Annotated in this window: 21 protein-coding genes; 10 read left to right on the top strand and 11 right to left on the bottom strand. The window is 67.0% G+C overall.

Going from position 1 to position 22,035, the window contains the following annotated elements:
• From CHB99_RS27150 to CHB99_RS27200, 11 genes are all read right to left on the bottom strand, one after another.
• On the bottom strand, nt 1-236 hold a 236-nt coding region (locus tag CHB99_RS27150; protein ID WP_170946418.1), incomplete at its 3' end, for an NAD(P)-binding domain-containing protein.
• The gene (locus tag CHB99_RS27155) at nt 233-2,092 is read right to left on the bottom strand and encodes a feruloyl-CoA synthase (RefSeq protein ID WP_042129500.1); all 1,860 of its coding nucleotides are present in this window, start codon (nt 2,090-2,092) and stop codon (nt 233-235) included. The genes CHB99_RS27155 and CHB99_RS27150, both read right to left, overlap by 4 nt.
• 102 nt (nt 2,093-2,194) lie before the next feature.
• The gene (locus CHB99_RS27160) at nt 2,195-2,983 is read right to left on the bottom strand and encodes a 2-keto-4-pentenoate hydratase (protein ID WP_377697287.1); all 789 of its coding nucleotides are present in this window, start codon (nt 2,981-2,983) and stop codon (nt 2,195-2,197) included.
• Nucleotides 2,984-2,989: 6 nt separating this feature from the next.
• On the bottom strand, nt 2,990-3,961 hold the full coding sequence (locus CHB99_RS27165) for an NAD(P)H-dependent flavin oxidoreductase (protein WP_042129503.1): 972 nt from the start codon (nt 3,959-3,961) through the stop codon (nt 2,990-2,992).
• Between the two features lie 42 nt (nt 3,962-4,003).
• The gene (gene hcaB / locus CHB99_RS27170; RefSeq protein ID WP_042129505.1) at nt 4,004-4,816 is read right to left on the bottom strand and encodes a 3-(cis-5,6-dihydroxycyclohexa-1,3-dien-1-yl)propanoate dehydrogenase; all 813 of its coding nucleotides are present in this window, start codon (nt 4,814-4,816) and stop codon (nt 4,004-4,006) included.
• A gap of 165 nt (nt 4,817-4,981) precedes the next feature.
• Nucleotides 4,982-5,512: a 3-phenylpropionate/cinnamic acid dioxygenase subunit beta gene (locus CHB99_RS27175; RefSeq protein ID WP_042129507.1), complete on the bottom strand. Its 531-nt coding sequence runs from the start codon at nt 5,510-5,512 to the stop codon at nt 4,982-4,984.
• Between the two features lie 12 nt (nt 5,513-5,524).
• Complete coding sequence (locus CHB99_RS27180) at nt 5,525-6,874, bottom strand: aromatic ring-hydroxylating dioxygenase subunit alpha (RefSeq protein ID WP_042129509.1); 1,350 nt, start codon at nt 6,872-6,874, stop codon at nt 5,525-5,527.
• 36 nt (nt 6,875-6,910) lie between these two features.
• Complete coding sequence (locus CHB99_RS27185) at nt 6,911-7,264, bottom strand: non-heme iron oxygenase ferredoxin subunit (protein ID WP_042129510.1); 354 nt, start codon at nt 7,262-7,264, stop codon at nt 6,911-6,913.
• A complete protein-coding gene (locus CHB99_RS27190; RefSeq protein WP_042129512.1) occupies nt 7,261-8,109 on the bottom strand; it encodes a DODA-type extradiol aromatic ring-opening family dioxygenase in 849 nt (282 codons plus the stop codon). Before CHB99_RS27190 ends, CHB99_RS27185 begins: the two co-directional genes overlap by 4 nt.
• A gap of 4 nt (nt 8,110-8,113) precedes the next feature.
• Nucleotides 8,114-8,410, bottom strand: coding sequence for an extradiol ring-cleavage dioxygenase (locus CHB99_RS27195; RefSeq protein ID WP_042129513.1), 297 nt, complete (start codon nt 8,408-8,410; stop codon nt 8,114-8,116).
• Nucleotides 8,411-8,415: 5 nt separating this feature from the next.
• The gene (locus tag CHB99_RS27200; RefSeq protein WP_042129516.1) at nt 8,416-9,231 is read right to left on the bottom strand and encodes an alpha/beta fold hydrolase; all 816 of its coding nucleotides are present in this window, start codon (nt 9,229-9,231) and stop codon (nt 8,416-8,418) included.
• A gap of 294 nt (nt 9,232-9,525) precedes the next feature.
• Between CHB99_RS27200 and CHB99_RS27205 the strand changes: the two genes are divergently transcribed.
• The 10 genes from CHB99_RS27205 (at nt 9,526) to CHB99_RS27250 (ending at nt 22,034) form a co-directional block, all read left to right on the top strand.
• Nucleotides 9,526-10,107 carry a TetR/AcrR family transcriptional regulator gene (locus tag CHB99_RS27205; protein WP_042129518.1) on the top strand — a complete coding sequence of 194 codons (582 nt, stop codon included), beginning with the start codon at nt 9,526-9,528 and terminating at the stop codon, nt 10,105-10,107.
• A 407-nt stretch (nt 10,108-10,514) separates the two neighbouring features.
• On the top strand, nt 10,515-11,549 hold the full coding sequence (locus CHB99_RS27210; RefSeq protein WP_042129519.1) for a branched-chain amino acid ABC transporter permease: 1,035 nt from the start codon (nt 10,515-10,517) through the stop codon (nt 11,547-11,549).
• Nucleotides 11,549-13,315, top strand: a complete 1,767-nt coding sequence (locus tag CHB99_RS27215) for a branched-chain amino acid ABC transporter ATP-binding protein/permease (RefSeq protein ID WP_042129522.1) — start codon at nt 11,549-11,551, stop codon at nt 13,313-13,315. The genes CHB99_RS27210 and CHB99_RS27215 overlap by 1 nt, the downstream gene beginning before the upstream one ends.
• Entirely contained in the window at nt 13,312-14,067 is a 756-nt protein-coding gene (locus tag CHB99_RS27220; RefSeq protein ID WP_042129523.1) for an ABC transporter ATP-binding protein, read from the top strand. Before CHB99_RS27215 ends, CHB99_RS27220 begins: the two co-directional genes overlap by 4 nt.
• A 52-nt stretch (nt 14,068-14,119) precedes the next feature.
• A complete protein-coding gene (locus tag CHB99_RS27225) occupies nt 14,120-15,256 on the top strand; it encodes an ABC transporter substrate-binding protein (RefSeq protein ID WP_042129525.1) in 1,137 nt (378 codons plus the stop codon).
• A 32-nt stretch (nt 15,257-15,288) separates the two neighbouring features.
• Nucleotides 15,289-16,569, top strand: coding sequence for an OprD family porin (locus tag CHB99_RS27230; RefSeq protein WP_042129540.1), 1,281 nt, complete (start codon nt 15,289-15,291; stop codon nt 16,567-16,569).
• Nucleotides 16,570-16,827: 258 nt separating this feature from the next.
• The gene (locus tag CHB99_RS27235) at nt 16,828-17,436 is read left to right on the top strand and encodes a cysteine dioxygenase family protein (RefSeq protein WP_042129528.1); all 609 of its coding nucleotides are present in this window, start codon (nt 16,828-16,830) and stop codon (nt 17,434-17,436) included.
• Nucleotides 17,433-19,016 carry a rhodanese-related sulfurtransferase gene (locus CHB99_RS27240; RefSeq protein ID WP_042129530.1) on the top strand — a complete coding sequence of 528 codons (1,584 nt, stop codon included), beginning with the start codon at nt 17,433-17,435 and terminating at the stop codon, nt 19,014-19,016. The genes CHB99_RS27235 and CHB99_RS27240 overlap by 4 nt, the downstream gene beginning before the upstream one ends.
• Before the next feature lie 442 nt (nt 19,017-19,458).
• On the top strand, nt 19,459-21,087 hold the full coding sequence (locus tag CHB99_RS27245; protein ID WP_042129532.1) for an ABC transporter substrate-binding protein: 1,629 nt from the start codon (nt 19,459-19,461) through the stop codon (nt 21,085-21,087).
• Entirely contained in the window at nt 21,084-22,034 is a 951-nt protein-coding gene (locus CHB99_RS27250; RefSeq protein ID WP_042129534.1) for an ABC transporter permease, read from the top strand. Before CHB99_RS27245 ends, CHB99_RS27250 begins: the two co-directional genes overlap by 4 nt.
• The last annotated feature ends 1 nt before the right edge of the window (nt 22,035 follow it).

Below are 22,035 nucleotides of genomic sequence, written 5' to 3' on the forward strand. Positions count from 1 at the left end.
GCATCGAAGACGAAATCGATGTCCTGGAACTGTGCCATCCGGGTCAGGCCTTCCACGCCTTCGTGGGTCGTGGCCACGCCCATGCGCGCGGCACGGGCCAGTCCATCGGAGTTCGGGTCGATGCCGACCATCACCGACATTTCCAGGTGCTGCGCCTGGCGCAGGATCTTGATCATCAGATCGGTGCCGATGTTGCCGGAACCGATGATGGCGACTTTCAGTTTGCGTTGACTCATACCGCTTCTCCGTAGACTTCGGCGAGCAGGATCACGTCCTGGCCGAGGGTGTCGGCGTACAGGCGCTGGACCGCCTCGGCGCGCAGCGTCAGGGCGGCGCGCTGGTTGATGTAGCCCTTGTCGGTGATTTCGCCGTCGTTGAGGCTCGCCGGCGTGTCGAGGATCAACAACCGCGCGGCGTGCTGCGAGGAGGCCGGGAAGTCCCGGGCCAGGGCCTGCAGGCCGGCGCACAGGGCCAGACGGACCTCCGCCTGCAGGGCCAGTTCGGCGCCGCTCATGTCCTGCCCGGCCTTGCCCAGCAGTTCGCGCAGCGCCGGGGTCGGATAGACCAGCGCACCGATCACGTCGCGGTCATGCCCGCAGATCACGCAATCGCTGGCATAGGGCGCCAGGGCACTGACCAGGCGTGGCCGCAGGGTGCCGACCGAGACCCAGGTGCCGCTGCTGAGCTTGAAGTCCTCGGTGACCCGGCCATCGAAGAGAATGCCCAGCTCCGGCCGCTCGGGATCGACCAGGCGCCCGGCATCGCCGATGCGGTAGAAGCCCAGTTCGTCGAAGGCCGCCGCGGTGCTCTGTGCATCGTTGAGATAGCGCGGGAACACCGACGGACCCTTCACGCGCATTTCCAGCTTGTCGCCGCTGGGCACGAAGCGGATCTGCGTGCCCGGTACCGGCAGGCCGATATTGCCGGCCTTGTCCAGCTGGAAGTGCACGCTGGTGACCACCGGCGAGGTCTCGGTCGAACCCCATTCGGTGGCGAAGAACAGCGGCGCCTCGCGCACCTCGGCAGCCCGCGCGGACAGGCGCTGCCAGGAACTCTGCGGCAATGCGGCGGCGGCGTAGAACAGCAGTTCGAGACGGCCGAACAAGGCCCGGGCCAGTTCCTCGTCGCGCTCCAGGTACGGCAGCAACGCCTCGTAGCCCCGCGGCACGTTGAAGAACAGGGTCGGCCTGACCGACTTGATGTTCTCCACGGTGCGGTCGATCTGCCCCGGCAGCGGGCGACCGTCGTCGATATACAGGGTGCCGCCGTTGCGCAGCACCAGGTTGAAGTTGTGGTTGGCACCGAACACATGGCTCCACGGCAGCCAGTCCAGCACCACCACCGCGATCCGTTCGATGAAGCGCCAGCACTGGGCGATGGCCTGCTGGTTGGCGCAGAGCATGCCGTGGGTGTTGATCACCGCCTTGGGCGAGCCGGTGGAGCCGGAAGTCAGCAGGTAGCGCGCCGGGGTGTCGCCGTCGATGCGCGCGAACGCCTGCATCACCGCCGGGCTTTCGGTCTTGTACAGCAGCGGCAGGGCCAGGCCGTCGGGCAGCTCCTGGGCGTTGCGCGCCGCCACCACCGGACAGCGCGGGGCGACCAGCTCGATGGCGCGGCAATAGGCATCGCCGTCATTGACGAAGATCAGCGCCGGGTCGAGCACCTCGACGATGGCCTTGAGCTTGGCGCAGCCGCCGGCGGTATTGCGCGCATAGGCCACCGACACCGTGGACACCGGGATGCCCACGTGCATCGCCGCCAGGGTCAGCAGGGCCTGGTCGATATCGTTTTCCGAGAGCATCAGCAGCGGCCGCCCCGGGGCGATGTCCAGCTCCAGCAGGCCCTGGGCCAGCGCGCCGACGCGCTGGCGCACCTGCTGGTAGGTCAGGGTGAACCAGGCGCCGTTGCGCCGCTCGGCCAGATAGGGATGATCCGCCCTGTCCACGGCCCAGCGCTCCAGCCACTCGCCGATGCAGCGCGCATAGGGTTGCAGGGTTTCCTCGTTGCTCAGGATGAAACTGCCGTCCGCGCCGGGCTCGCAGCGCACGTGCGCCGGCGCCAACCGCGTCGGGTCGTTGAAGATGTCGTACATGGCACGCCCTCGTGGGTCCGGCCGGTCAGGTGCCCGCCGCCCACTGGTTTTATTGTTGTGACGTACACCGGCACTGGCGGCCGGCGTGACTCGGGTCAGGCTTCAGACGAAGCGGCAGCTCACTTCGCCCAGACGGGTCAGGCGCAGGCGCAGGCTGTCGCCGGCCTGTACCTGGACCATCGGCCCCAGCGCCCCGGACAGCAGCACATCGCCGGCCTGCAGCGGACGTCCCGCCGCGGCCATGGTCCGCGCCAGCCACAGGCAGGCATCCAGCGGATTGCCCATGCACGCCGCGCCGAGACCGATGGCGGCCTGGGCCGCGTTCTTCTCCAGGAGCATGCCCTCCAGGGCCAGGTCGAGGCCGGCCAGGCTGACCGGGGTCTTGCCCAGCACATAGAGGCCGGACGAGGCGTTGTCGGCGACGGTGTCGACCAGGGTGATCTTCCAGTCCTCGATCGCCGAATCGACGATTTCCAGCGCCGGCAGCACATGGTCCACCGCGCGCAGCAGCTCGGCCAGGGTGGTGTCGACGTGGGGCAGGTCGCGGCCGAGAACGAAGGCGATCTCGCCTTCCGCCTTGGGCTGGATCAGGCGACTGCTGTCGATGGCATCGCCGTCGCGGTACTCCATGTCGGCGAAGAGCATGCCGAAGTCCGGCTGGTCGACGCCCAGTTGCTGCTGCACCGCCAGCGAGGTCAGGCCGATCTTGCGCCCGCTCAGGCGGCGGCCCGCGGCCAGGGCGACGCGGGTGTTGAGGTCCTGGATGGCGTAGGCGTCGGCCAGGCTGTGGATGTCGAAGCGTTCGGAAACCCGCGGGCACGGGGTCCGGCTGTCGCGCGCGCGGGCCAGGGCCTCGGCGGCGGCGTGCAGGGACGGATGAGTCATGGCGATGCTCCTTTACAGCGCGCGGGCGCGGCTTTGTTGGTAACCCCGGTGCAGTTCGTCGACCAGCTCGGCGACGCTGTAGCGCCGGGTGATCTGCCCCACCCCCTGCCCCGCCGACCACACGTGCTTCCAGGCCTTGTTGGCGCTGGCGATATTTCCGGAGAAGTCGATGCTGGCGCGGCTTTCGGCGTTCGGGTCGATCCCGGCCTGCTCCAGCGATGGGCGCATCCAGTTGGCGAGCACGCCGCTGACCGCCTTGGTCGTGACGATGTCGTCGAGCCCGCAGGCCACCAGCATGTCGCGGTAGGCATCGTCCACCAGGCTTTCCGCGGCGGCGACCAGACGGGTGCCGACCAGCGAGAAGTCGCAGCCGAGCACCTGCGCCGCGTGGATATCGCGGCCCGAGGAAATCGCCCCGGCCAGCCCCAGCGGGCCGTCCCAGAACTGGCGCACCTCGCCGATGAAGGCGAACGGGTTGTAGTTGCCGGTATGCCCGCCGGCACCGTTGCACACCAGGACCAGGCCATCGACCCCGGCGTCCGCCGCCTTGCGCGCCAGCGCCGGGCTGATGACATCGGCGATCACCACGCCGCCGTAGGCGTGCACGGCCTCCAGCACGCGCTTGGGGCTGCCCAGGGCGGTGGAAACGATCGGCGGCTGGTAGCGCTTGACCAGTTCCAGCTCGGCGTCGAAACGGTCGTAGGTGCTGTGCACGATCATGTTCAGCATCCACGGCGCGCGGGTTTCGCCGCGCAGGCGTGCGGCCTCGCGCTCGGCGACGATCTCGCCGAGCCAGGCATCCAGTTGCTCGACGGTGCGCGCGTTGGGCGCCGGCAGGCTGCCGACGATGCCGGCCTGGCAGCAGGCCGAGACCAGTTGCGGCCCGGAAACCAGGAACATCGGCGCGGCCAGTACCGGCAGGTCGAGGCCGGCGAACAGCGCCAGCAGGTGTTGTTGCGGTGCACTAAGGCTTCTGTCGCTCATCACGCATCTCTCTTGTTCATTTTGTCGAGCACGCAGGGTCAATCAGGTCTTGCGGTGTTTCGCCGCGCCGCTGCCGCGGATCTCCCAGCCACCATCGCTGTGAATGATATTGGCGGTGGTCAGCCCGGCATTCTCCCGCGAGGCCAGCAGCACATAGTGGCCGGTGTGATCCTCGGGTTCGGCGATGCGTTGCAGCGGAACCGCGGCGGCGGCACCGGCTTCGAAACCGGGAATCTGGTTCAGCGGCACGCTGCGGCTGTTCAGGCCTTCGAGGCTCTTCATCGGCGTGTTGGTGGCACCGGGGGCGACGCCGTTGACACGGATGTCCGGGGCCAGCTCGTAGGCCAGCTGACGGATCATGCCGACCAGGGCGTGCTTGGCGGTGACATAGAGAATGCCACCACCACCGGCATAGAAGGCACTGTTGGACAGGGTGAAGATCATGCTGCCGCGGCTTTCGCGCAAGGCCGCGGTCGCCGCCTGGGCGCCGAGCAGGTAGCCCTGGACGTTGATCGAGAACAGCGTGTTGAAGGCGCTTTCGAAATCTTCCGGGGCGATGCGGTCGAGCCGGGTGAAATAGTCGAACACCGCGGCATTGCCGACGAAGGTGTCGAGCTTGCCGAAGGCTTCGAGGGTCGCCGCCACGGCGCGCTGGTTGTCCTGCCAGCGCGAGACATCGCCCTGCACGGTGATGATGGAATCGCCCAGTTCGGCGGACAGCGCCGCCAGTTGCGCGGCGTCGCGGCCCATGACGGCGACCTTCGCCCCTTCGGCGACATAGCGCCGCACGATGGCGCTGCCGATACCGCCGGTGCCGCCGGTGACCAGGGCGATCTGGTTGTTCAGCCAAGCCATGTTTCAGTCCTCGATAAAAATGACCTTCTTGCCTCCGCCTCCCCGTAGGAGCGTGGCTTGCCCGCGAAGGACCGCGCAGCGGTCCCCGACTTGACTGCTATCGGGACCGCTTTGCGGTCCTTCGCGGGCAAGCCACGCTCCTACGGGACATGAGCAACCTTCACGTCACAGGAAGGTATTGATGTTCTTGCACAGCAACATCGCGTTGGGGATCAGGATCTTGCGCCGCAGCAGCTTCAACCCGTCCGCTTCCAGGCGCAGCACGTCCTCGCGCCGCCCGGTGATCTGCGACTGCTCGTCGAGCCCGCGGCTGCGCACGTTGATGAAGCAGGAATAGGCCCGGTACTGCCCCGGCTCGTCACCGGCATACACCTCGATATTGCTCACCAGGTGCACGTTGCGCGTCGGCGGGTTCTCGGCCCAGGCCGAGGGTTGCTTGAAACGCGACACGCGGCGCTGCAGCTCGCGCATGCCGTCATCGAAGAAGGCCATGTGCTCCAGGGTGTAGGGTCCGGCCTTGTCCTCGCGGCGGCGGTTCTCGATGCCGGGCATCCAGTAGTGAATCGCCTCGCTCAGGGTCAGCAGCCAGTCGTCCCAGCATTCGTCATCCAGCAGGCGCGCTTCGCGCAGCAGGAACTGCTCGACCCGGCGCACTTCGTCGAAGCCCAGCGGGGTGTCCAGTGGTGTCTGTGTCATTCCTCGTGCTCCTCAGCGCAGGGTGCCGTTGCGGTCCGGCACATCGGCCCAGCTGGACGCCTGCAGCAGGTCCTTCCAGCGCTGGTAGAACGCCCGCGCGTTGCATTCGTTGAGCTGGCCCTTGAACACATTGCCCGGCAGCTCGCTGTCGTCGAGGCGGGTGTGCATGCCCAGGCCCACGTACAGGTCCTGGTAGCGGGTCACCACGCCCTTGGCGGTCTTGGTGCAGTACTCCCAGTTCTCGCCGTCGTCCATCTCGAACACGCCGGTGGGCGAGAAGGTCATCATCGCGCCGCGGCGCCACTTGTCCTTGATCTCCTGGGGCGCGTTCCTGTTGACGATGACCCAGGTGAACAGCTCGATCTTGTGCGGCCCGCGCGGTTGCCAGATGCGCACGGTGTTCTGCCCCGGCAGGAAGGAGAAGTTGGGGAACACGGTGAACGAGGAAATCGCCCCGATCAGCTTCGAGCGGAACTCGCCCAGACGCTCCGCCACCTTGGGCCGCAGCACATGCAGGTACTTGTTGATGTCGCGCTCGCCGAGGGTCGCGGCATTGCCCACCACGTCGGTGGCGAATTCGTAGCCGTGGCCGTTCCAGTTCACCGAATAGGATTCCGGCAGCTCGCCGACATTGGCCACCGGCCCGCCGAGCATGGCCTTGGCCGCCGAATCGTGGGTCCAGCCGCCATGGAGGATATCGCCGACGAAGTTTTCCGCGGCGATCTTCCAGTTGCAGTCGATGGTGGAACGGATGCAGCCGCCAAGGAACTCGCTGCCGCCCTCGTCCATGTCGAGCATCACGTCCAGGTACCAGGTCATCGGCCCGAGGTATTCCTCGAGGCTCGGCGCATCGGCGGCGAAGGTGGCGAACACCAGGCCCTTGTAGGTGGCGACCCGGGCCTCGCGCAGGCCGTGTTTCGCCTTGTCGAAGTGGCTTTCTTCGTAGCACTTGGACTCGTGCATGCCCATCAGTCGGCCACCGTCGGCGCCGAACGACCAGCCGTGGTAGTTGCAGATGAAACCGCGGGCATTGCCGGCCTCGGCGAAGCAGACCTTGTTGCCGCGGTGCGGGCAGGCGTTGAGGAAGACCTTCAGCGAGGCGTCCTTCTGCCGCACCACCAGCACCTCGTCCTCGCCCATGGAGGTGGTCAGGTAGTCGCCGAACTTCGGCAGTTGCGATTCGTGGGCGACGAACAGCCAGCAGCGGGCGAAGATCTTCTCCAGCTCCTGCTCGTAGATCGCCTGGTCCCAGAACACCTTGCCGGACAGGCGGCCCTCTTCCATGTCGCAGATGCGGTCGAGGTTGTCCAGGCAGGGCGTGGATTCGATGGTTCTGAGCGGAATGTGCTTGTTGTTATCCATGGTTCAGACTCACGGGGAATTCGGTTGGACGGCGGATCAGACCGGGCTCTGGGCGGCGGCCACGGCCTCGTCGGCTTCCAGGGCGACGTCGGCGTAGACCTCGCGGTCGGTGACGATGATCTTGTAGGTGCGCAGGTGCCGTTCGCAGGGGAAGGTCACCGCCTGCCCGCTGGGGATATGGAACTGGCCCCAGTGCACCGGGCAGGTGATCAGGTCGTCTTCCAGGTCGCCCTCGGCCAGCGAAGCGGTGGCGTGGGTGCACATGTCGGTGGTGGCGTAGAAGGTGCCGCCGAGGTTGTAGACGCAGATGGCGTCGCCTTCGGCCTGCTCGACCTTCTTCAGTTCGCCGGGGGCCAGCTCGTCGCGCTGGCACAGCAGTACGCGGCTCATGCCGATGCCTCCTTCAGTTCAACGAAGCCCAGGCCGGTGACCCAGGCCGGCACCGCCTCGTAGGCGATGACTTCGCCCACCGGCCGTTCCAGCGCGGCCATGGCGCAGGCGAAATTGCGGATTTCCATGGCGCCGTTGCCGGCGCGGCGGAGAATCTCCTCGTCGCTGTAGGCGCAGAGCCCGGCCAGGTCGCCCTTGACCCCAAGGGCGAGAATCTCGCGGTCGAAGTCCTCGGCGACCTTGCCCATCTCGGCGGTGCCGACCCAGTGGCTGATGCCGCCGCTGCCGATGATCACCACACGCTCGTCGGCGTCGAAGGACTCCACCGCCGCGCGCAGCTGCCGGCCCAGGTCGGCCGAGCGCCGCAGCGAGATATAGGGATCGACGCCGCAGGCCAGGTACACCGGGATGCTCGGCAGGGTCTTGCCCAGCAACTGCTCGGCCGGCTGCACCACCAGTTGGTGCGGGATGGAGAACGAGTGGTCGACGGTGAAGCTGCGCGCCACGCTCCAGTCCACGCCATTGGCATCGCCATGGGCGACGACATGCCCGGCCAGGGCCTCGTGGTTCTTCACCACCTGGCGCTGCAGGCCCGGCAGGCGGTCGATCGGCCCGTCGACATCGCCGGTGCCGATCACATAGCGCGGCAGGCAATGGGTGCCGAACAGAATGTAGTGGTCGCAACCCACGATGATCACCGCGGTCGGTTCCAGCTCGGCGAGGCGCCGCGCGCATTCGGCGTAGGCACCCCACACGGCGTCGCGCTGGGCTTCGGGCGGCGCCTTGGGCGCCACGAACATCACCGGGTCATGCGGCATCCAGAAGCCGCCAACTATCTTGCCCATCTCGTCACCCCTTGAGCGCGGCGGAGAACCCCGCGCTGTCCTGGTCGGTGCAGCCCAGACGCTGCTTGTAGATCGTCATGCCGCGCTCGGGCGAAAGCTCCTGCCAGAAGCCCATGGTCAGCATCGGGTTGACCCCGGCGGCCTGCAGGCCGGCGACATCGAAACCGAGGATCATGTCGCGCTCCCGTTCACCCAGTTCGAAGCGTTCGAGAAAGCCGGCGGCGTCCTGGCGAAAGCGTTCTTTCGCCGCGCGCTCGACGCAGAGTTGCCAGAGCACCCGTTCCATCACGTTTCGGCTCATGGCGGTCACTCGCCGAGGAAATCGCGGACCAGCGCGGCGAAACGCCGGGGCTGCTCGCTCTGGACCCAGTGGCCGCAGTGGCCGAACAGGTGCAGGTCGGCGTTGGGCACGCTGTTGGCGATCAGCAGGCCGCACTGCGGCGGCACCACGCGGTCTTCGCGACCGTGGACCACCAGGGTCGGCGCGCTGATCTTCGCCAGGGCGGCGGCTGGGAAGCCCTTGACCAGGGTTTCGCCTTCGGCGGCCGGTTGCGGAATCAGCTTGCGCAGGGCGTCCTGGGCCCCCGGCCGGGCGCTGGCCTCATAGCGCGACCGGACCATTTCGTCGCTGATCAGGGCCTTGTCGTAAGGGAACAGCTCCATCAGCCGGCGCATGTTGTCCAGCGATGGCTCGTACTCCCAGGCGCCGCGCAGGCCGGGGGTCTGCACGAATTCACCGGCGGGGGTGCCGAGCAGCACCAGCTTGTCGACCCGCTCCGGGGCGAACACGGCCAGGCCGATGGCCACCGCGCCGCCGAAGGAGTTGCCGATGAACGAAGCCTTCTGGATATCCAGGGCATCCATGATGCCGACCAGGTGACTGACCCAGAGCTTGATGTCGTACTTCGCGTCGTCCTGGAACTCGGTGAAACCGAAGCCGGCGATGTCCGGCACGATCACCCGCCAGCGGTCGGCGAATACAGGAATGCTTTTTCCCCAGTTGCTCCAGCCGGACACGCCCGGGCCGGAACCGTGCAGCAGGAACAGGGCATCGCCCTGGCCAGCCTCGTAGTAGTGGGTGTTGTGCCCTGCGGCCAGCAACGTCTTGGCGTTTGCGCTCATCGCGGTCTCCGTTTTTATTCTCAACATACACATCTGTATCTAGATGCTAGGGAGGGTTTTGACGTGCGTCAACGAAAAAAACCTGGAACCGTGCAAAATAATGGGGATCAACCTACAGATGTGTATTTCAAGAAACGAGGGAATTCGGCACACTGCCAGGGCCCCGGGCCGCGTCCAGCAAGCCCCGGCGGCGATAGCCTCGGCATTGCGCCGGGCGCTAGAATGCCCTCCTTCGCGCCCTCGGCCTGTGCCGCCCCGGCGCCTGACCCGTTCGATGAACAAGGCCCTACAACGATGTCATCACGCCCCAACCTCACCCGCGAAGACTGGATTCACGCCGCCCAACACGTGCTGGTCAGCAGCGGTGTCGACGCGGTCCGGGTCGATACCCTGGCCAAGGAACTGAAAATCACCCGCGGCAGCTTCTACTACCACTTCAAGAGCCGTGGCGAACTGCTCGAAGGCATCCTCGGCAACTGGCGCGCCCGCGCCACCGAAGACGTCATCCTCAGCCTGCGCAACGCCCACGCCTCGCCGCTGCAGCAGCTGCAGCGCCTGCTGGAGCTGCCGTCCCACGGCCAGACCGCCAAGGATGCCGCGGCCATCGAACTGGGCATCCGCGCCTGGGCCCGCCGCGACAAACAGGCGCGCCAGGCGATCGACGAGGTGGACAGCCATCGCCTGAACTACATCGAGGGCCTGCTGATCCAGGCGGGAACGCCGGTGGACGAGGCGCAGGACCGGGCCTACCTGATCTATGCGTACCAGATCAGCCTGTCGCTGCTGCATGGCGACGACAGCTCGCAGCAACGCCTGGAGCGCAGCCAGCGCATGGCCGGCCTGCTGCTGCCGCAGGGGGCGGCGGTGCCGGCCTGACGCCATCTTGCTGGCGGTTAATACCCTCGTAGGAGCGCGGCTTGCCCGCGAAAGGACCGCAAAGCGGTCCCAGATCACTTTGGGACCGCTTTGCGGTCCTTTCGCGGGCAAGCCGCGCTCCTACGAGGGCTATGCGCGTCTAAAAATACACAACTGTATCCTCTGATTTCAAAACCCCACCTTTCCTCATTCCCCTCTTGACAACCCTCCTTCATGACCCGCTAGTCTATACATACACATTCACATGTGTATTTTGAACGAATGACCTACGGCCCCTGCCAGGGCTGGAACGTACAACAACAAAAATACATTCAGGTATCTCGCCATGCGCTCACCTACGTGCCCCGGCAGGGTCGTCCCCTGCTCGCCCCCACTTCCCTACCCCACCGCTCGCTGAGGGCAACCCCATGGATCTCTCGATACTGGCTTTCCTCGGCCAGGACGGCCTGACCACGGGCGCGATCTATGCGCTGGTGGCCCTGGCCCTGGTCCTGGTGTTCTCGGTCACCCGCACCATCCTGGTGTTCCAGGGCGACTTCGTGACCTACAGCGCCCTGACCCTGGCCATGCTGCAGACCGGCCTGCTGCCCGGCACCCTGTGGCTGCTGCTCGGCCTGTCGCTGCTGGCCTGCGCACTGGATAGCGCACTCGCCCTGCGCCACGGCCATTACCGCCGCCTGCCGGGGCTGGCCCTGCGCTACCTGGGCCTGCCGGTCGTGCTCTGGCTGCTGCTCGGCAGCCTCGACCTGCGCGCCTTGCCCGGCCTGCTGCAGATCGTCGTCACCCTGGCCCTGGTCACCCCGCTGGGCCCGCTGCTCTACCGCCTGGTCTACCAGCGCGTGGCGCAGACTTCGGTGCTGTCGCTGCTGATCATCTCGGTGGCGGTGCACATCGCCCTGGTCGGCATCAGCCTGTCGCTGTTCGGTGCCGAGGGCGTGCGCACCCACTCCCTGGCCGACGCCACGTTCATGCTCGGCGACCTGCCCGTGAGCCTGCAGAGCCTGCTGGTGATCGCCTGTGCCCTGGCCCTGATCGGCCTGCTCTACGCCTTCTTCGGCCACAGCCTGTACGGCAAGGCCCTGCGCGCCACCGCACTGAACCGCGACGGCGCGCAACTGGTGGGCATTCCCACGCAACTGGCCGGACGCAGCGCCTTCGCCCTCGCCGCCTTCATCGGCGCGGTGTCCGGGGTGCTGATCGGGCCACTGACCACGCTGTACTACGACTCCGGCTTCCTCATCAGCCTCAAGGGCTTCGTCGCCGCGATCTTCGGCGGCCTGGCCAGCTACCCCATCGCCGCCGCCAGCGCCTTCTTCGTCGGCGTGCTGGAGAGCTTCGCCAACTTCGGCGCCTCGGCCTTCAAGGAAGTCATCGTGTTCACCCTGGTGATCCCGGTGCTGCTGTGGCTGTCGCTGAAACACCCGCATCTGGAGGACCACTGATGCGCCGTCGCCTCGTTCCCCTGATTCTGCTGCTGGCCGCCATGGCCCTGGCGCCGCTGGTACTGCCGCCGTTCCAGGTCACCCTGCTCAACTACATCGGCCTGTACAGCCTGGTCGCCCTTGGCCTGGTGCTGCTCACCGGCATCGGCGGCATGACCTCCTTCGGCCAGGCCGCCTTCGTCGGCATCGGCGCCTATGCCACGGCGGTGCTCAGTACCGACTACGGTCTGTCGCCCTGGCTCGGCCTGCTCGCCGGCCTGGGCATCACCCTGCTGGTCGCCACCTGCCTCGGCCTGCTGACCCTGCGCCTGGCCGGGCACTACCTGCCGATCGGCACCCTGGCCTGGGGCCTGGCGCTGTTCTACCTGTTCGGCAACCTGCCGGGGCTCGGCGGCTTCGGCGGCATCCAGGACCTGCCGGCGATCGAGCTGTTCGGCTGGACGATCAGCGCCGCGGGGGACTTCAGCGTGCTGCTCGGGGTGATCCTGGTCGCCAGCCTGTGGCTGCTCGCCAACCTCCTCGACAGCCGTCAGGGTCGTGCCATCCGCGCCTTGAAGGACGCCGCGGGCATGGCCGAGGCCATGGGCATCGACACCGCGCGCAGCCGTCTGCAGGTGTTCCTCATCGCCGCCCTGCTCGCCGCCCTGTCCGGCTGGCTCTATGCCCATCTGCAACGGGTGGTCAACCCGACACCGTTCTCGGTGGTGATGGGCATCGAGTACCTGTTCATGATCGTCCTCGGCGGCGTCGCCAGCCTGTGGGGCGCGCTGCTCGGCGCGGCGCTGCTGACCCTGCTCAGGCAACTGCTGCAGGACCTGCTGCCGCACCTGTTCGGGCATGCCGGCAACGTCGAGATGATCTTCTTCGGCGTGCTCATCATCCTCATGCTGCAGTACGCACGCGGCGGTCTCCTGCCGCTGCTCCAGGCCGCGCTGCCGAAAGCCCGGCGCAACCTCGACGTACCTCGCCAGGCCGCCCCGCTGCCGCGCCGCGGCATGCCCGCCCACGGCCAGCCGCTGCTGGTGGCCGAAGGACTGGTCAAGCGCTTCGGCGGCCTGGTGGCGAACAAGGACATGGGCCTGGCGATCAACAGCGGCGAAATCACCGCGCTGATCGGCCCCAACGGCGCCGGCAAATCCACCCTGTTCAACCTGCTGTCCGGGGTGCTCGCGCCCAATGCCGGCCAGATCAGCTTCCTCGGCCGCCGCATCGACGGCCTGAAACCGCGGACCATCGCCGCCCTGGGGATCAGCAGGACCTTCCAGCACGTGCGCCTGCTGCCGGAAATGAGCGTGCTGGAAAACGTCGCCCTCGGCGCCCACCGCCGTGGCCGCGCCGGCCTGCTGCGCGCGCTGCTGCACCTGGAGCGCGGCGAGGAAGCCAGCCTGCTCGGCGAAGCCGCGCGGCAGATCGAACGGGTCGGCCTCGGCGACTACCTGCACACCCCGGCCGGCAGCCTGGCCCTGGGTCAGCAGCGCATCGTCGAAATCGCCCGGGCACTGTGCAGCGACCCGATCCTGCTGCTGCTCGACGAGCCCGCCGCCGGCCTGCGCCATGGCGAGAAGCAGGCGCTGGCGCGACTGCTCGAACAACTGCGCGGCGAGGGCCTCGGCGTGCTGCTGGTGGAGCACGACATGGACTTCGTCATGGGCCTGTCCGACCAGATCGTGGTCATGGAGTTCGGCCAGCGCCTGGCCAGCGGCACACCGCCGCAGATCCAGGAAAACCCGGCGGTCCTGGCCGCCTACCTCGGAGGTGTGGAATGACTCGCCTGCTGGATGTACGCAACCTGTCGATCAGCCACGGCAAGGTGGAAGCGGTGCGCAACCTCGACCTGCACCTCGACGAGGGCCGCATCGTCAGCCTGATCGGCCCCAACGGCGCCGGCAAGACCACCCTGATGGCGGCGCTGATCGGCCTGCTGCCGAGCCGTGGCGAGATCGTCTACGCCGACCGGCCGTTGCTGGCCCACCACGACGTGGCCCGGCGCATCGACCTGGGCATGGCCCTGGTCCCGGAAAGCCGCGAGCTGTTCGGCCTGATGAGCGTCGAGGACAACCTGCGCCTCGGCGCCTTCAGCCGCCACCGCCAGGGCCATCGCGATCATGAACAGACCCTGGAGGAAGTCTTCGGCCTGTTCCCGCGCATGCGTGAACGCCGCGACCAGGCCGCCTGCACCCTGTCCGGCGGCGAACGGCAGATGCTCGCCATCGGCCGCGCGCTGATGGCCAAGCCGCGCCTGCTGCTGCTCGACGAACCGAGCCTGGGCCTGGCGCCGCGGGTCATCGGCGAGATCTTCGAGATCTTCAAGACCCTGCGCGAGCGCGGCGTTTCCATCCTCCTGGTGGAACAGAACGCCCGCGCCGCGCTGAAGATCTCCGACTACGGCTACGTCCTCGAAACCGGCGACATCGTCCTGCGGGGCGAGGCCGGCGACCTCGCGCGGAACCCGCGGGTGGTCGAGAGCTACCTCGGACGCAAACCCACCACGGAGGCCGCCCGCGCTACCGGCACCTAGCGCCGTTCCACCCGATTGCTCGACACCATAAAAACAACACCTAGGAGCTTGCATGAAACCTTTCCTCCCCTTGCTGCTGGTCGCCGCGATCTCGACCGCCGCCCAGGCCGACCTCACCGTCGGCGTCGTCCTCTCCACCACCGGTCCTGGGGCCTCGCTGGGCATTCCGGAACGCAACACGGTGTCCCTGCTGCCCAGGGAGATTGCCGGCCAGGCCGTGAAATACGTGGTCCTCGACGATGCCAGCGACAGCACCGCCGCAGCGAAGAACGCACGCAAACTGGTCAGCGAAAACCAGGTCGACCTGCTGATCGGCTCGACCACCGTGCCGACCTCGGCGGCGGTGGCGCAGATCGCCAGGGAAAGCCGCACCGCGCAGATCGCCCTGGCCCCCTACACGCCGCCGAGCGGCGAGCAGCAGTGGATCTTCACCATCGCCCAGACCAACGCACTGATGGCCGAAGCGCTGATCGAGCATATGCAGCAGGCCGGGGTGAAGACCCTCGCCTATATCGGCTACAACGACGTCTGGGGCGAGGACTGGCACAAGGTGCTCAGCGAGCTGGCGCCGGCGGCGGGGATCACGCTGGTGCGCGACGAGCGCTTCAACCGCACCGATTCCTCGGTCAGCGGCCAGGCCCTGAAAGTCATGGGCAGCAAGCCCGATGCCGTGCTGATCGGCGCCACCGGCACCCCGGCCGCCCTGCCCCACACCGAACTGCGCCGGCTCGGCTACAAGGGCACGATCTACCACACCCATGGCGCCGCCAACAGCGCCTTCCTGCGGATCGGCGACAAGGCCCTGAACGGCGCGATCCTGCCAGTGGGACCGGTGGTGGTGTGGGACAAGCTGCCGGAATCGCACCCGTCCAAAGCCATCGCCAGCGACTACGCGCGGCGCTACGAAGCCGAGTACGGCGCCGGCAGCCTGTCGCCGTTCGGCGCCTACCTGTACGACGCCATGCGCCTGGTCGAGAACGCCGTGCCCGTGGCGCTGCAGACCGCGCAACCGGGCAGCGCCGAATTCCGCCAGAGCCTGCGCGACCAGCTGGAAAAGACCAAAGAGGTCGCCGGCACCCACGGTGTCTACAGCCTCAGCCCCAGCGACCACTTCGGTCACGACCAGCGTGCCCGCGCCCTGGTCAGCGTGCAGGACCAGCAATGGGTACTGCTCCACGCACCTGAATGATGTCCACCCACAACAACAAGAAAGGCACCGGCATGAACAGACTGCACAACACCCTGGCCCTCGGCACGTTCTTCACCCTCAGCGCCCTCAGCCCGATCCTGCAGGCGCAGGGGTTCTTCGAGGACAGCAAGGCCAGCGTCACCGCACGCAACTACTACTTCGACCGCGACTACAAGGGCACCTCGGCGCAGTCGGCGACCCGCGAATGGGCCCAGGGCTTCATCCTGCGCTTCAGTTCCGGCTACACCGAAGGACCGGTCGGTTTCGGCCTCGACGCCCAGGGCCTGCTCGGCCTCAAGCTCGACTCCAGCCCGGACCGCACCGGCACCGGCCTGCTGCCGTTCGACAGCACTGACCGCGAGCCGCGTGACGACTATTCGGAGCTGGGCCTGACCGGCAAGGTGAAAGTGTCGAAGACCGAACTGCAGGGCGGCACGCTGATGCCGATCCTGCCGATTCTCTTCGCCAGCCCCACCCGTCTGCTGCCGCAGACCTTCCGCGGGGTGAACCTGAAGTCCCAGGACCTCGACGGTTTCACCCTCAGCGCCGGGCGCCTCGACCGCATGAACCAGCGCGACTCGACCAACCAGCAGAAGATCAGCATCGCCGCGCCCAACCGTCGCTTCAACGGCGCGGCGCAGTCGGATGCCTTCACCTACCTGGGCGGCGACTACCAGTGGTCCGAGCCGCTGACCCTGAAGTACTACCACGCTGAACTCGAGGACATCTACAAGCAGGACTTCGTCGGCTTCGTCGACAACCGCGCCCTGGGCGGCGGCCGGCTGAAGACCGACGTGCGCTACCACATCAGCCGCGAAGATGGCGCGGCCCGGGCTGGCGAGGTGGACAACCGCACCTTCGGCATCATGAGCACCTACAGCCAGGCCGGGCACAGCCTGGGGCTGGGCTGGATGCAACTGAATGGCGACACGTCGATGCCGTACATCGCCGGGTCCGAGCCGATGGTGGTCAGCGAGGGGGCGTTGAGCAGCGAGTTCCTCAACCCGAAGCAGCGCACCTGGCAGGTGCGCTACGACTATGACTTCGCCACCGTGGGCATGCCCGGCCTGAAGGGCATGCTGCGCTACCTGGATGGCAGCCATATCGAACTGCCGGCGGCGCTGGGTGGTGCGGATCGCAGCGAAAGCGAGAAGGACATCGAGCTGTCGTACGTGGTGCAGAGCGGGCCGCTGAAGAACGTCGCCGTGCGCCTGCGGCATGCCTGGTATCGCAATGACTTCGCCTCGGCGGCGTCGTTCCGCGATGACAATGAGCTGCGGGTGAATATCGACTATACGTTGGCGTTGTTCTGATTCCCGGGGGCGGCGCGGACGTGTAGGAGCTGGCTTGCCTGCGAAAGGACCGCACAGCGGTCCCAATAGCGGTGATATCCGGAACCACTATCGGGACCGCTGCGCGGTCCTTTCGCAGGCAAGCCAGCTCCTACAAGAATTCGTGCCAGCCCCAACTTAAAATTCATTTTTTGCATATTAGCTTATGCACAATTTGAATTTTGAGAATCATCCAGCCATTGCTAGGGTCATGGAAAACCGCAGCCGAGCCTGACCACCATGACCCAACCGCTCCGCCTGGACCGTCTTCGCCGGTTCATCGGCGACCTCGCCGACCTGCTCGACCATGAGCAGGACGAAGCCGCCATCCTCGACCGCGGCCAGAACCTCCTGCAGCAGCTGGTCGCCCATGACGACTGGTTGCCGGAAGACCTGGCCCAGCCCGACCCGACCCGCTACCAGCAGTTCCTCCTGCATGCCGATTCGCGTCAGCGCTTCTCGGTGGTCAGCTTCGTCTGGGGCCCGGGACAGCGCACGCCGATCCACGACCACCGGGTCTGGGGCCTGATCGGCATGCTCCGCGGCGCCGAGTATTCCCAGGGCTTCGCCCGCACCGAAAGCGGCGCGCTGATCCCCGCCGGTGACGCGGTACGCCTGGCGCCCGGCCAGGTCGAAGCGGTCTCGCCGCGCATCGGCGATATCCATGAAGTACGCAATGCCCACGACGACCAGGTGTCGATCAGCATCCATGTCTACGGCGCCAACATCGGCGCGGTCAAACGCGCCGTCTACCTCGCCGACGGCAGCGAGAAACCGTTCATTTCCGGCTACTCCAACACCCGCTTGCCCAATATCTGGGACCTGTCCAAAGAGAACCCCGCCCCATGAGCACCGCGACCACCCGCTCCTATGCCGAGCTGCGCCAGCACCTGCTGGCCAGGCATGAACTCGCCCTGATCGATGTGCGCGAAGAAGCGCCCTTCGCCCTGGAGCACCCGCTTTTCGCGGCCAATATTCCTCTGTCGAAACTGGAGATCGAGATCTACCCGCGGGTGCCGCGCCGCGATACGCCGGTGACCGTCTATGACGACGGCGAAGGCCTCGCCGCGATCGCCGCCGAGCGCCTGCGGGCCCTGGGCTACAACGACGTGGCCGTGCTCGAGGGCGGCCTGGCCGGTTGGCGCGAGGCCGGTGGCGAGCTGTTCCGCGACGTCAATGTGCCGAGCAAGGCGTTCGGCGAACTGGTCGAGTCGCTGCGGCACACGCCGTCGCTGGCCGCCGAGGAAGTGCAGCAGTTGCTGGACGACAAGGCCGACGTGGTGGTGCTGGACGCCCGCCGTTTCGACGAATACCAGACCATGAGCATCCCCGGCGGCATCAGCGTGCCGGGGGCCGAGCTGGTGCTGCGGGTCGCCGAGCTGGCACCGGACCCGGCGACCCGGGTCATCGTCAACTGCGCCGGGCGCACGCGCAGCATCATCGGTACCCAGTCGCTGGTGAATGCCGGCATCCCCAACCCGGTGTCGGCGCTGCGCAACGGCACCATCGGCTGGACCCTGGCCGGGCAATCCCTGGCCCACGGGCAGGCGCAGCGCTTCGCCGAGGTCAGCGACAGCACCCGCGAGAATGCCGCCCAGCGCGCCCGCGCGGTAGCGGACAAGGCTGACGTGGCGCGGATCTCCAAGGAAGGGCTGCTCGCCTGGCAGGCGGAAACCGCGCGCACCACCTACCTGTTCGACGTGCGCACCCCCGAGGAGTACGCCAGCGGCCACCTCCCCGGCAGCCGCTCGACCCCGGGCGGGCAACTGGTGCAGGAGACCGACCACAACGCCAGCGTGCGTGGAGCGAGGATCGTGCTGGTGGATGACGACGGCGTGCGCGCCAACATGAGCGCGTCGTGGCTGGCGCAGATGGGCTGGCAGGTGGCGGTGCTCGATGGCCTGGGTGTCGACGACTTCAGCGAGACCGGCGACTGGCAGCCAGCGTTGCCGGAGCTGCCACAGCCGCCGGCGATCCAGGGCGAGCAGTTGCAGCAGTGGCTGGCCGCGGGCGACACCGTGCTGCTGGATTTCACCACCAGCGCCAACTATGTGCAGCGGCATATCCCCGGCGCGCATTGGGCGATCCGTGCGCAGTTGGCTCAGGCCCTGGAGAAACTGCCGGTCGCCGAGCGTTATGTGGTGACCTGCGGCAGCAGCCTGCTGGCGCGCTTCGCCGCAGTGGACCTGGAGGCGCTGACACGCAAGCCGGTGTTCCTGCTGGAAGGCGGCACCGGCCGCTGGATCGCCGAGGGGCGCGCGCTGGAACAGGGCGAGACGCACCTGGCGGTGCCGCGCAGCGACCGTTATCGCCGGCCGTACGAAGGCACGGATAACCCGCGGGAAGCGATGCAGGGCTATCTGGACTGGGAGTTCGGCCTGGTGGCGCAGTTGGCACGGGATGGGACGCATGGGTTCTTCGTGATCTGAAACCCCGAACTTACAAACGCCCCCCCTTGTAGGAGCGGATTTATCCGCTCCTACCAGGAGGCCGCTGCGGCGCACATAACGCCTCGCAATAAAATTAAATAAATGCATATTCATAAAAAACAAAATTCAAAAAAAGAATAATATTCATATTCCAAAAAAGAATTTCCAATGAAATTCTTATAAAAATAAGATCAACCCCAGACGACCTCGTTCCCCTTCAAGAAAACCGGACAACCCCGCTGCACCCACACCCAGGGCCAGTGCCAGCTTCGATGGACCAAGCCGCATGCCCCGACACCTGCCTTTCAGTGCCCTGACCACCACCACGACTCAGTACGGCTTCCACCCGGGCGGCTACGGGTACGGCAAGATCGCCTACGACTTCTAAGCCCATCCGGCCGCACCGCCGGGATGCGGTGCGGCCCTCACGGAGGACCCGCCCATGCGACTGCAACGAACCCTGGCCAGCACGGCCATCCTGCTGGCCCTGGGCCTGACGCTCGCCGGCTGCAAGCCCGGCCAGGCCGATGCCCAGGCCGCCAGTACGCTGAAGATCGCCTTCTTCAGCGACAACACGCAGTTGGTCAGCATCGACCCGTTCCAGGTCTACTGGATCGAACACCGGGTGGTCCTGCGCAACGTGGTCGAGGCCCTGACCGACCAGGACCCGCAGAGCGGCCAGATCATTCCCTGGCTGGCGCAGAGCTGGGAGATCAGCCCGGACGCCCGCGCGTACACCTTCCACCTGCGCCAGGGGGTGACCTTCAGCAACGGCGAGGTGTTCGACGCCCAGGCCGTGAAGACCGCCTTCGACAGCAACAAGGCCTTCGCCAGCGAAGTGCCGAGTGCCTTCGGCGCCACTTACCTGGCCGGCTACGACCACGCCGAGATCCTCGATCCGTACACCATCAGGCTGGTGCTGAACAAACCCAACGCCGGCTTCCTCCAGGCCACCTCCACCACCAACCTGTCGATCCTCGCCCCCGAGTCCTACCGCAAGAGCGCCAAGGAGCGCTCCCTCGGCGCGGTGATCGGCAGCGGGCCATTCAAGATCGAGCACTACACCCCGGAAAGCGGCCTGCGCCTGGTGCGGCGCGAAGGCTATGCCTGGGCCTCGGCCAACGTGCAGAACAAGGGCGAGGCGCACCTGGCCGCCATCGAGGTCAGCTACGTACCCGAGGAAAGCGTGCGCAACGGCCTGTTCCTGCAGGGCAAGGTGGATATCCTCTGGCCGCGGGTGCCGTTCTCCGAAGTCGACCTGCAACTGTTCCAGCGCAATGCCGCGACCATCCAGAGCCGCTCCCTGCCGGGCCCGGCGTGGAACCTCTACCCCAACACCCGCGACCAGCGCATCCTCGGCGACCACAACGTGCGCCTGGCCCTGCTCAAGGCCATCGACCGCAAGAGCTACGCCAGCACCGTGTACAACGCCGAGTTCCCGGTGGTCGACGGGGTGTACGACGTGACCACGCCGTTCTTCCGCAGCCAGGGCGACAAGCTGGCCTACGACCCGCAGGGCGCGGCGCAACTGCTCGACGCCGCCGGCTGGACCCTCGGCCCGGACAACTACCGCTACAAGGACGGCAAGCGCCTGACCCTGGTCTACAGCCTGGCCGGCAAGGAAACCCCCGGCGACGTGCTGATCCAGGACCAACTGCGCAAGGTCGGCATCGAGCTCAAGCTGCGCGTGCAGACCACCGCCGAGTGGGCCGCGGCCAATGCCGCCGGCAACTACGACCTGACCTACACCTACATGACCCGCGCCGACCCGATCGTCCTGCAGAGCGTCCTCGATCCGCGCAGCGCCAACAGCTCGACCCTGGCCACCAACACCTACGCCCCGGCCGTGCTGCCCCAGGCGCAGAACCTGTTCGACGCCGGCCTCACCGCCACCACGCCCGGCCAGCGCGCCGATGCCTACGGCCAGTTGCAGGACCTGCTGATCGACCAGGGTTCGGCGATCCCGGTGTATGAGCGGGTCTGGCAGGCGGCGACGTCGCCACGGGTGCGCAACTTCCGCTGGAGCGCCGAAGGCTTCGCCTTCCTCAACGACATCGAGGTCAAGCCATGAGCCGCTACCTGCTCGGCCGCATCGCCCAGGCCGCGCTGGTGCTGTGGGGCGCGTACAGCATCACCTATTTCATCCTCTACCTGCTGCCGGGTGATCCGCTGAGCATCATGCTCAGCGCCTCGGGCATGGAGATCGATGCGCTGTCGCCCGAGCAACTGGCCAGGGCGCGGGTCTACTACGGCCTCGACCAGGGTCTGCTGGAGCGCTATGTCGACCTGCTCCTGGGTGTGCTGCAGGGCGACCTCGGCCAGTCGCTGACCCTCAATCGCCCGGTCACCGAGATCCTTGCCGAGCGCCTGCCGCAGACCCTGAGCCTGGCCGGCCTGGCCATCGTCCTGTCGCTGATCGGCGGGGTCGGCCTGGCCTATGTGGCCGCCTACGTGCGCTGGCAGCCGCTCAAGGTGTTTCTCGCGCGCCTGCCGGCCCTGGGCTTTTCCGTGCCGGTGTTCTGGATGGGTCTGCTGCTGATCCAGATCTTCGCCTTCGGCCTGGGCTGGTTCCCGGCCACCGGCAGCGTCGGCTTCGACAGCCTGGTGCTGCCGGCGGTGACCCTGGCCATTCCCAGCGCCGCGGTGTACGCCCAGGTGCTGCAGCGCGGTTTCCAGGATGTCTGGCGCGAGCCCTATATCGCCACCGCCTGGGCCAAGGGCCTGAGCCGTGCCCAGGTCCAGGCGCGCCATGCGTTTCGCAATGCCGCCCTGCCGCTGCTGACCCTGATCGGCCTGCAGGTGGGCAACACGGTGTCCGGGGCGGTGCTGGTGGAAACCATCTTCGCCCGCAACGGCGTCGGCCGCCTGGTCCAGGAAGCCGTGCTGCGCCAGGACATTCCCCTGGTGCTGGCGGTGGTCACGGTGTCCGCCGCCGCCTTCGTGCTGGTCAACCTGCTGGTGGACCTGCTCTATCCGATTCTCGATCCGCGCATTACCCATGCGCCCAAGGTGAGCTGAG

Source organism: Pseudomonas japonica (assembly GCF_900188455.1).
GTDB classification, from domain to species: domain Bacteria; phylum Pseudomonadota; class Gammaproteobacteria; order Pseudomonadales; family Pseudomonadaceae; genus Aquipseudomonas; species Aquipseudomonas japonica.

Bases quoted from the DNA above. Each gene is read 5' to 3' on its own strand.
- CHB99_RS27155 (WP_042129500.1), bottom strand. From the start codon at position 2,092: ATGTACGACATCTTCAACGACCCGACGCGGTTGGCGCCGGCGCACGTG.
- CHB99_RS27165 (WP_042129503.1), bottom strand. From the start codon at position 3,961: ATGAGCGACAGAAGCCTTAGTGCACCGCAACAACACCTGCTGGCGCTG.
- hcaB (WP_042129505.1), bottom strand. From the start codon at position 4,816: ATGGCTTGGCTGAACAACCAGATCGCCCTGGTCACCGGCGGCACCGGC.
- CHB99_RS27175 (WP_042129507.1), bottom strand. From the start codon at position 5,512: ATGACACAGACACCACTGGACACCCCGCTGGGCTTCGACGAAGTGCGC.
- CHB99_RS27180 (WP_042129509.1), bottom strand. From the start codon at position 6,874: ATGGATAACAACAAGCACATTCCGCTCAGAACCATCGAATCCACGCCC.
- CHB99_RS27185 (WP_042129510.1), bottom strand. From the start codon at position 7,264: ATGAGCCGCGTACTGCTGTGCCAGCGCGACGAGCTGGCCCCCGGCGAA.
- CHB99_RS27190 (WP_042129512.1), bottom strand. From the start codon at position 8,109: ATGGGCAAGATAGTTGGCGGCTTCTGGATGCCGCATGACCCGGTGATG.
- CHB99_RS27195 (WP_042129513.1), bottom strand. From the start codon at position 8,410: ATGAGCCGAAACGTGATGGAACGGGTGCTCTGGCAACTCTGCGTCGAG.
- CHB99_RS27200 (WP_042129516.1), bottom strand. From the start codon at position 9,231: ATGAGCGCAAACGCCAAGACGTTGCTGGCCGCAGGGCACAACACCCAC.
- CHB99_RS27205 (WP_042129518.1), top strand. From the start codon at position 9,526: ATGTCATCACGCCCCAACCTCACCCGCGAAGACTGGATTCACGCCGCC.
- CHB99_RS27210 (WP_042129519.1), top strand. From the start codon at position 10,515: ATGGATCTCTCGATACTGGCTTTCCTCGGCCAGGACGGCCTGACCACG.
- CHB99_RS27215 (WP_042129522.1), top strand. From the start codon at position 11,549: ATGCGCCGTCGCCTCGTTCCCCTGATTCTGCTGCTGGCCGCCATGGCC.
- CHB99_RS27220 (WP_042129523.1), top strand. From the start codon at position 13,312: ATGACTCGCCTGCTGGATGTACGCAACCTGTCGATCAGCCACGGCAAG.
- CHB99_RS27225 (WP_042129525.1), top strand. From the start codon at position 14,120: ATGAAACCTTTCCTCCCCTTGCTGCTGGTCGCCGCGATCTCGACCGCC.
- CHB99_RS27230 (WP_042129540.1), top strand. From the start codon at position 15,289: ATGAACAGACTGCACAACACCCTGGCCCTCGGCACGTTCTTCACCCTC.
- CHB99_RS27235 (WP_042129528.1), top strand. From the start codon at position 16,828: ATGACCCAACCGCTCCGCCTGGACCGTCTTCGCCGGTTCATCGGCGAC.
- CHB99_RS27240 (WP_042129530.1), top strand. From the start codon at position 17,433: ATGAGCACCGCGACCACCCGCTCCTATGCCGAGCTGCGCCAGCACCTG.
- CHB99_RS27245 (WP_042129532.1), top strand. From the start codon at position 19,459: ATGCGACTGCAACGAACCCTGGCCAGCACGGCCATCCTGCTGGCCCTG.
- CHB99_RS27250 (WP_042129534.1), top strand. From the start codon at position 21,084: ATGAGCCGCTACCTGCTCGGCCGCATCGCCCAGGCCGCGCTGGTGCTG.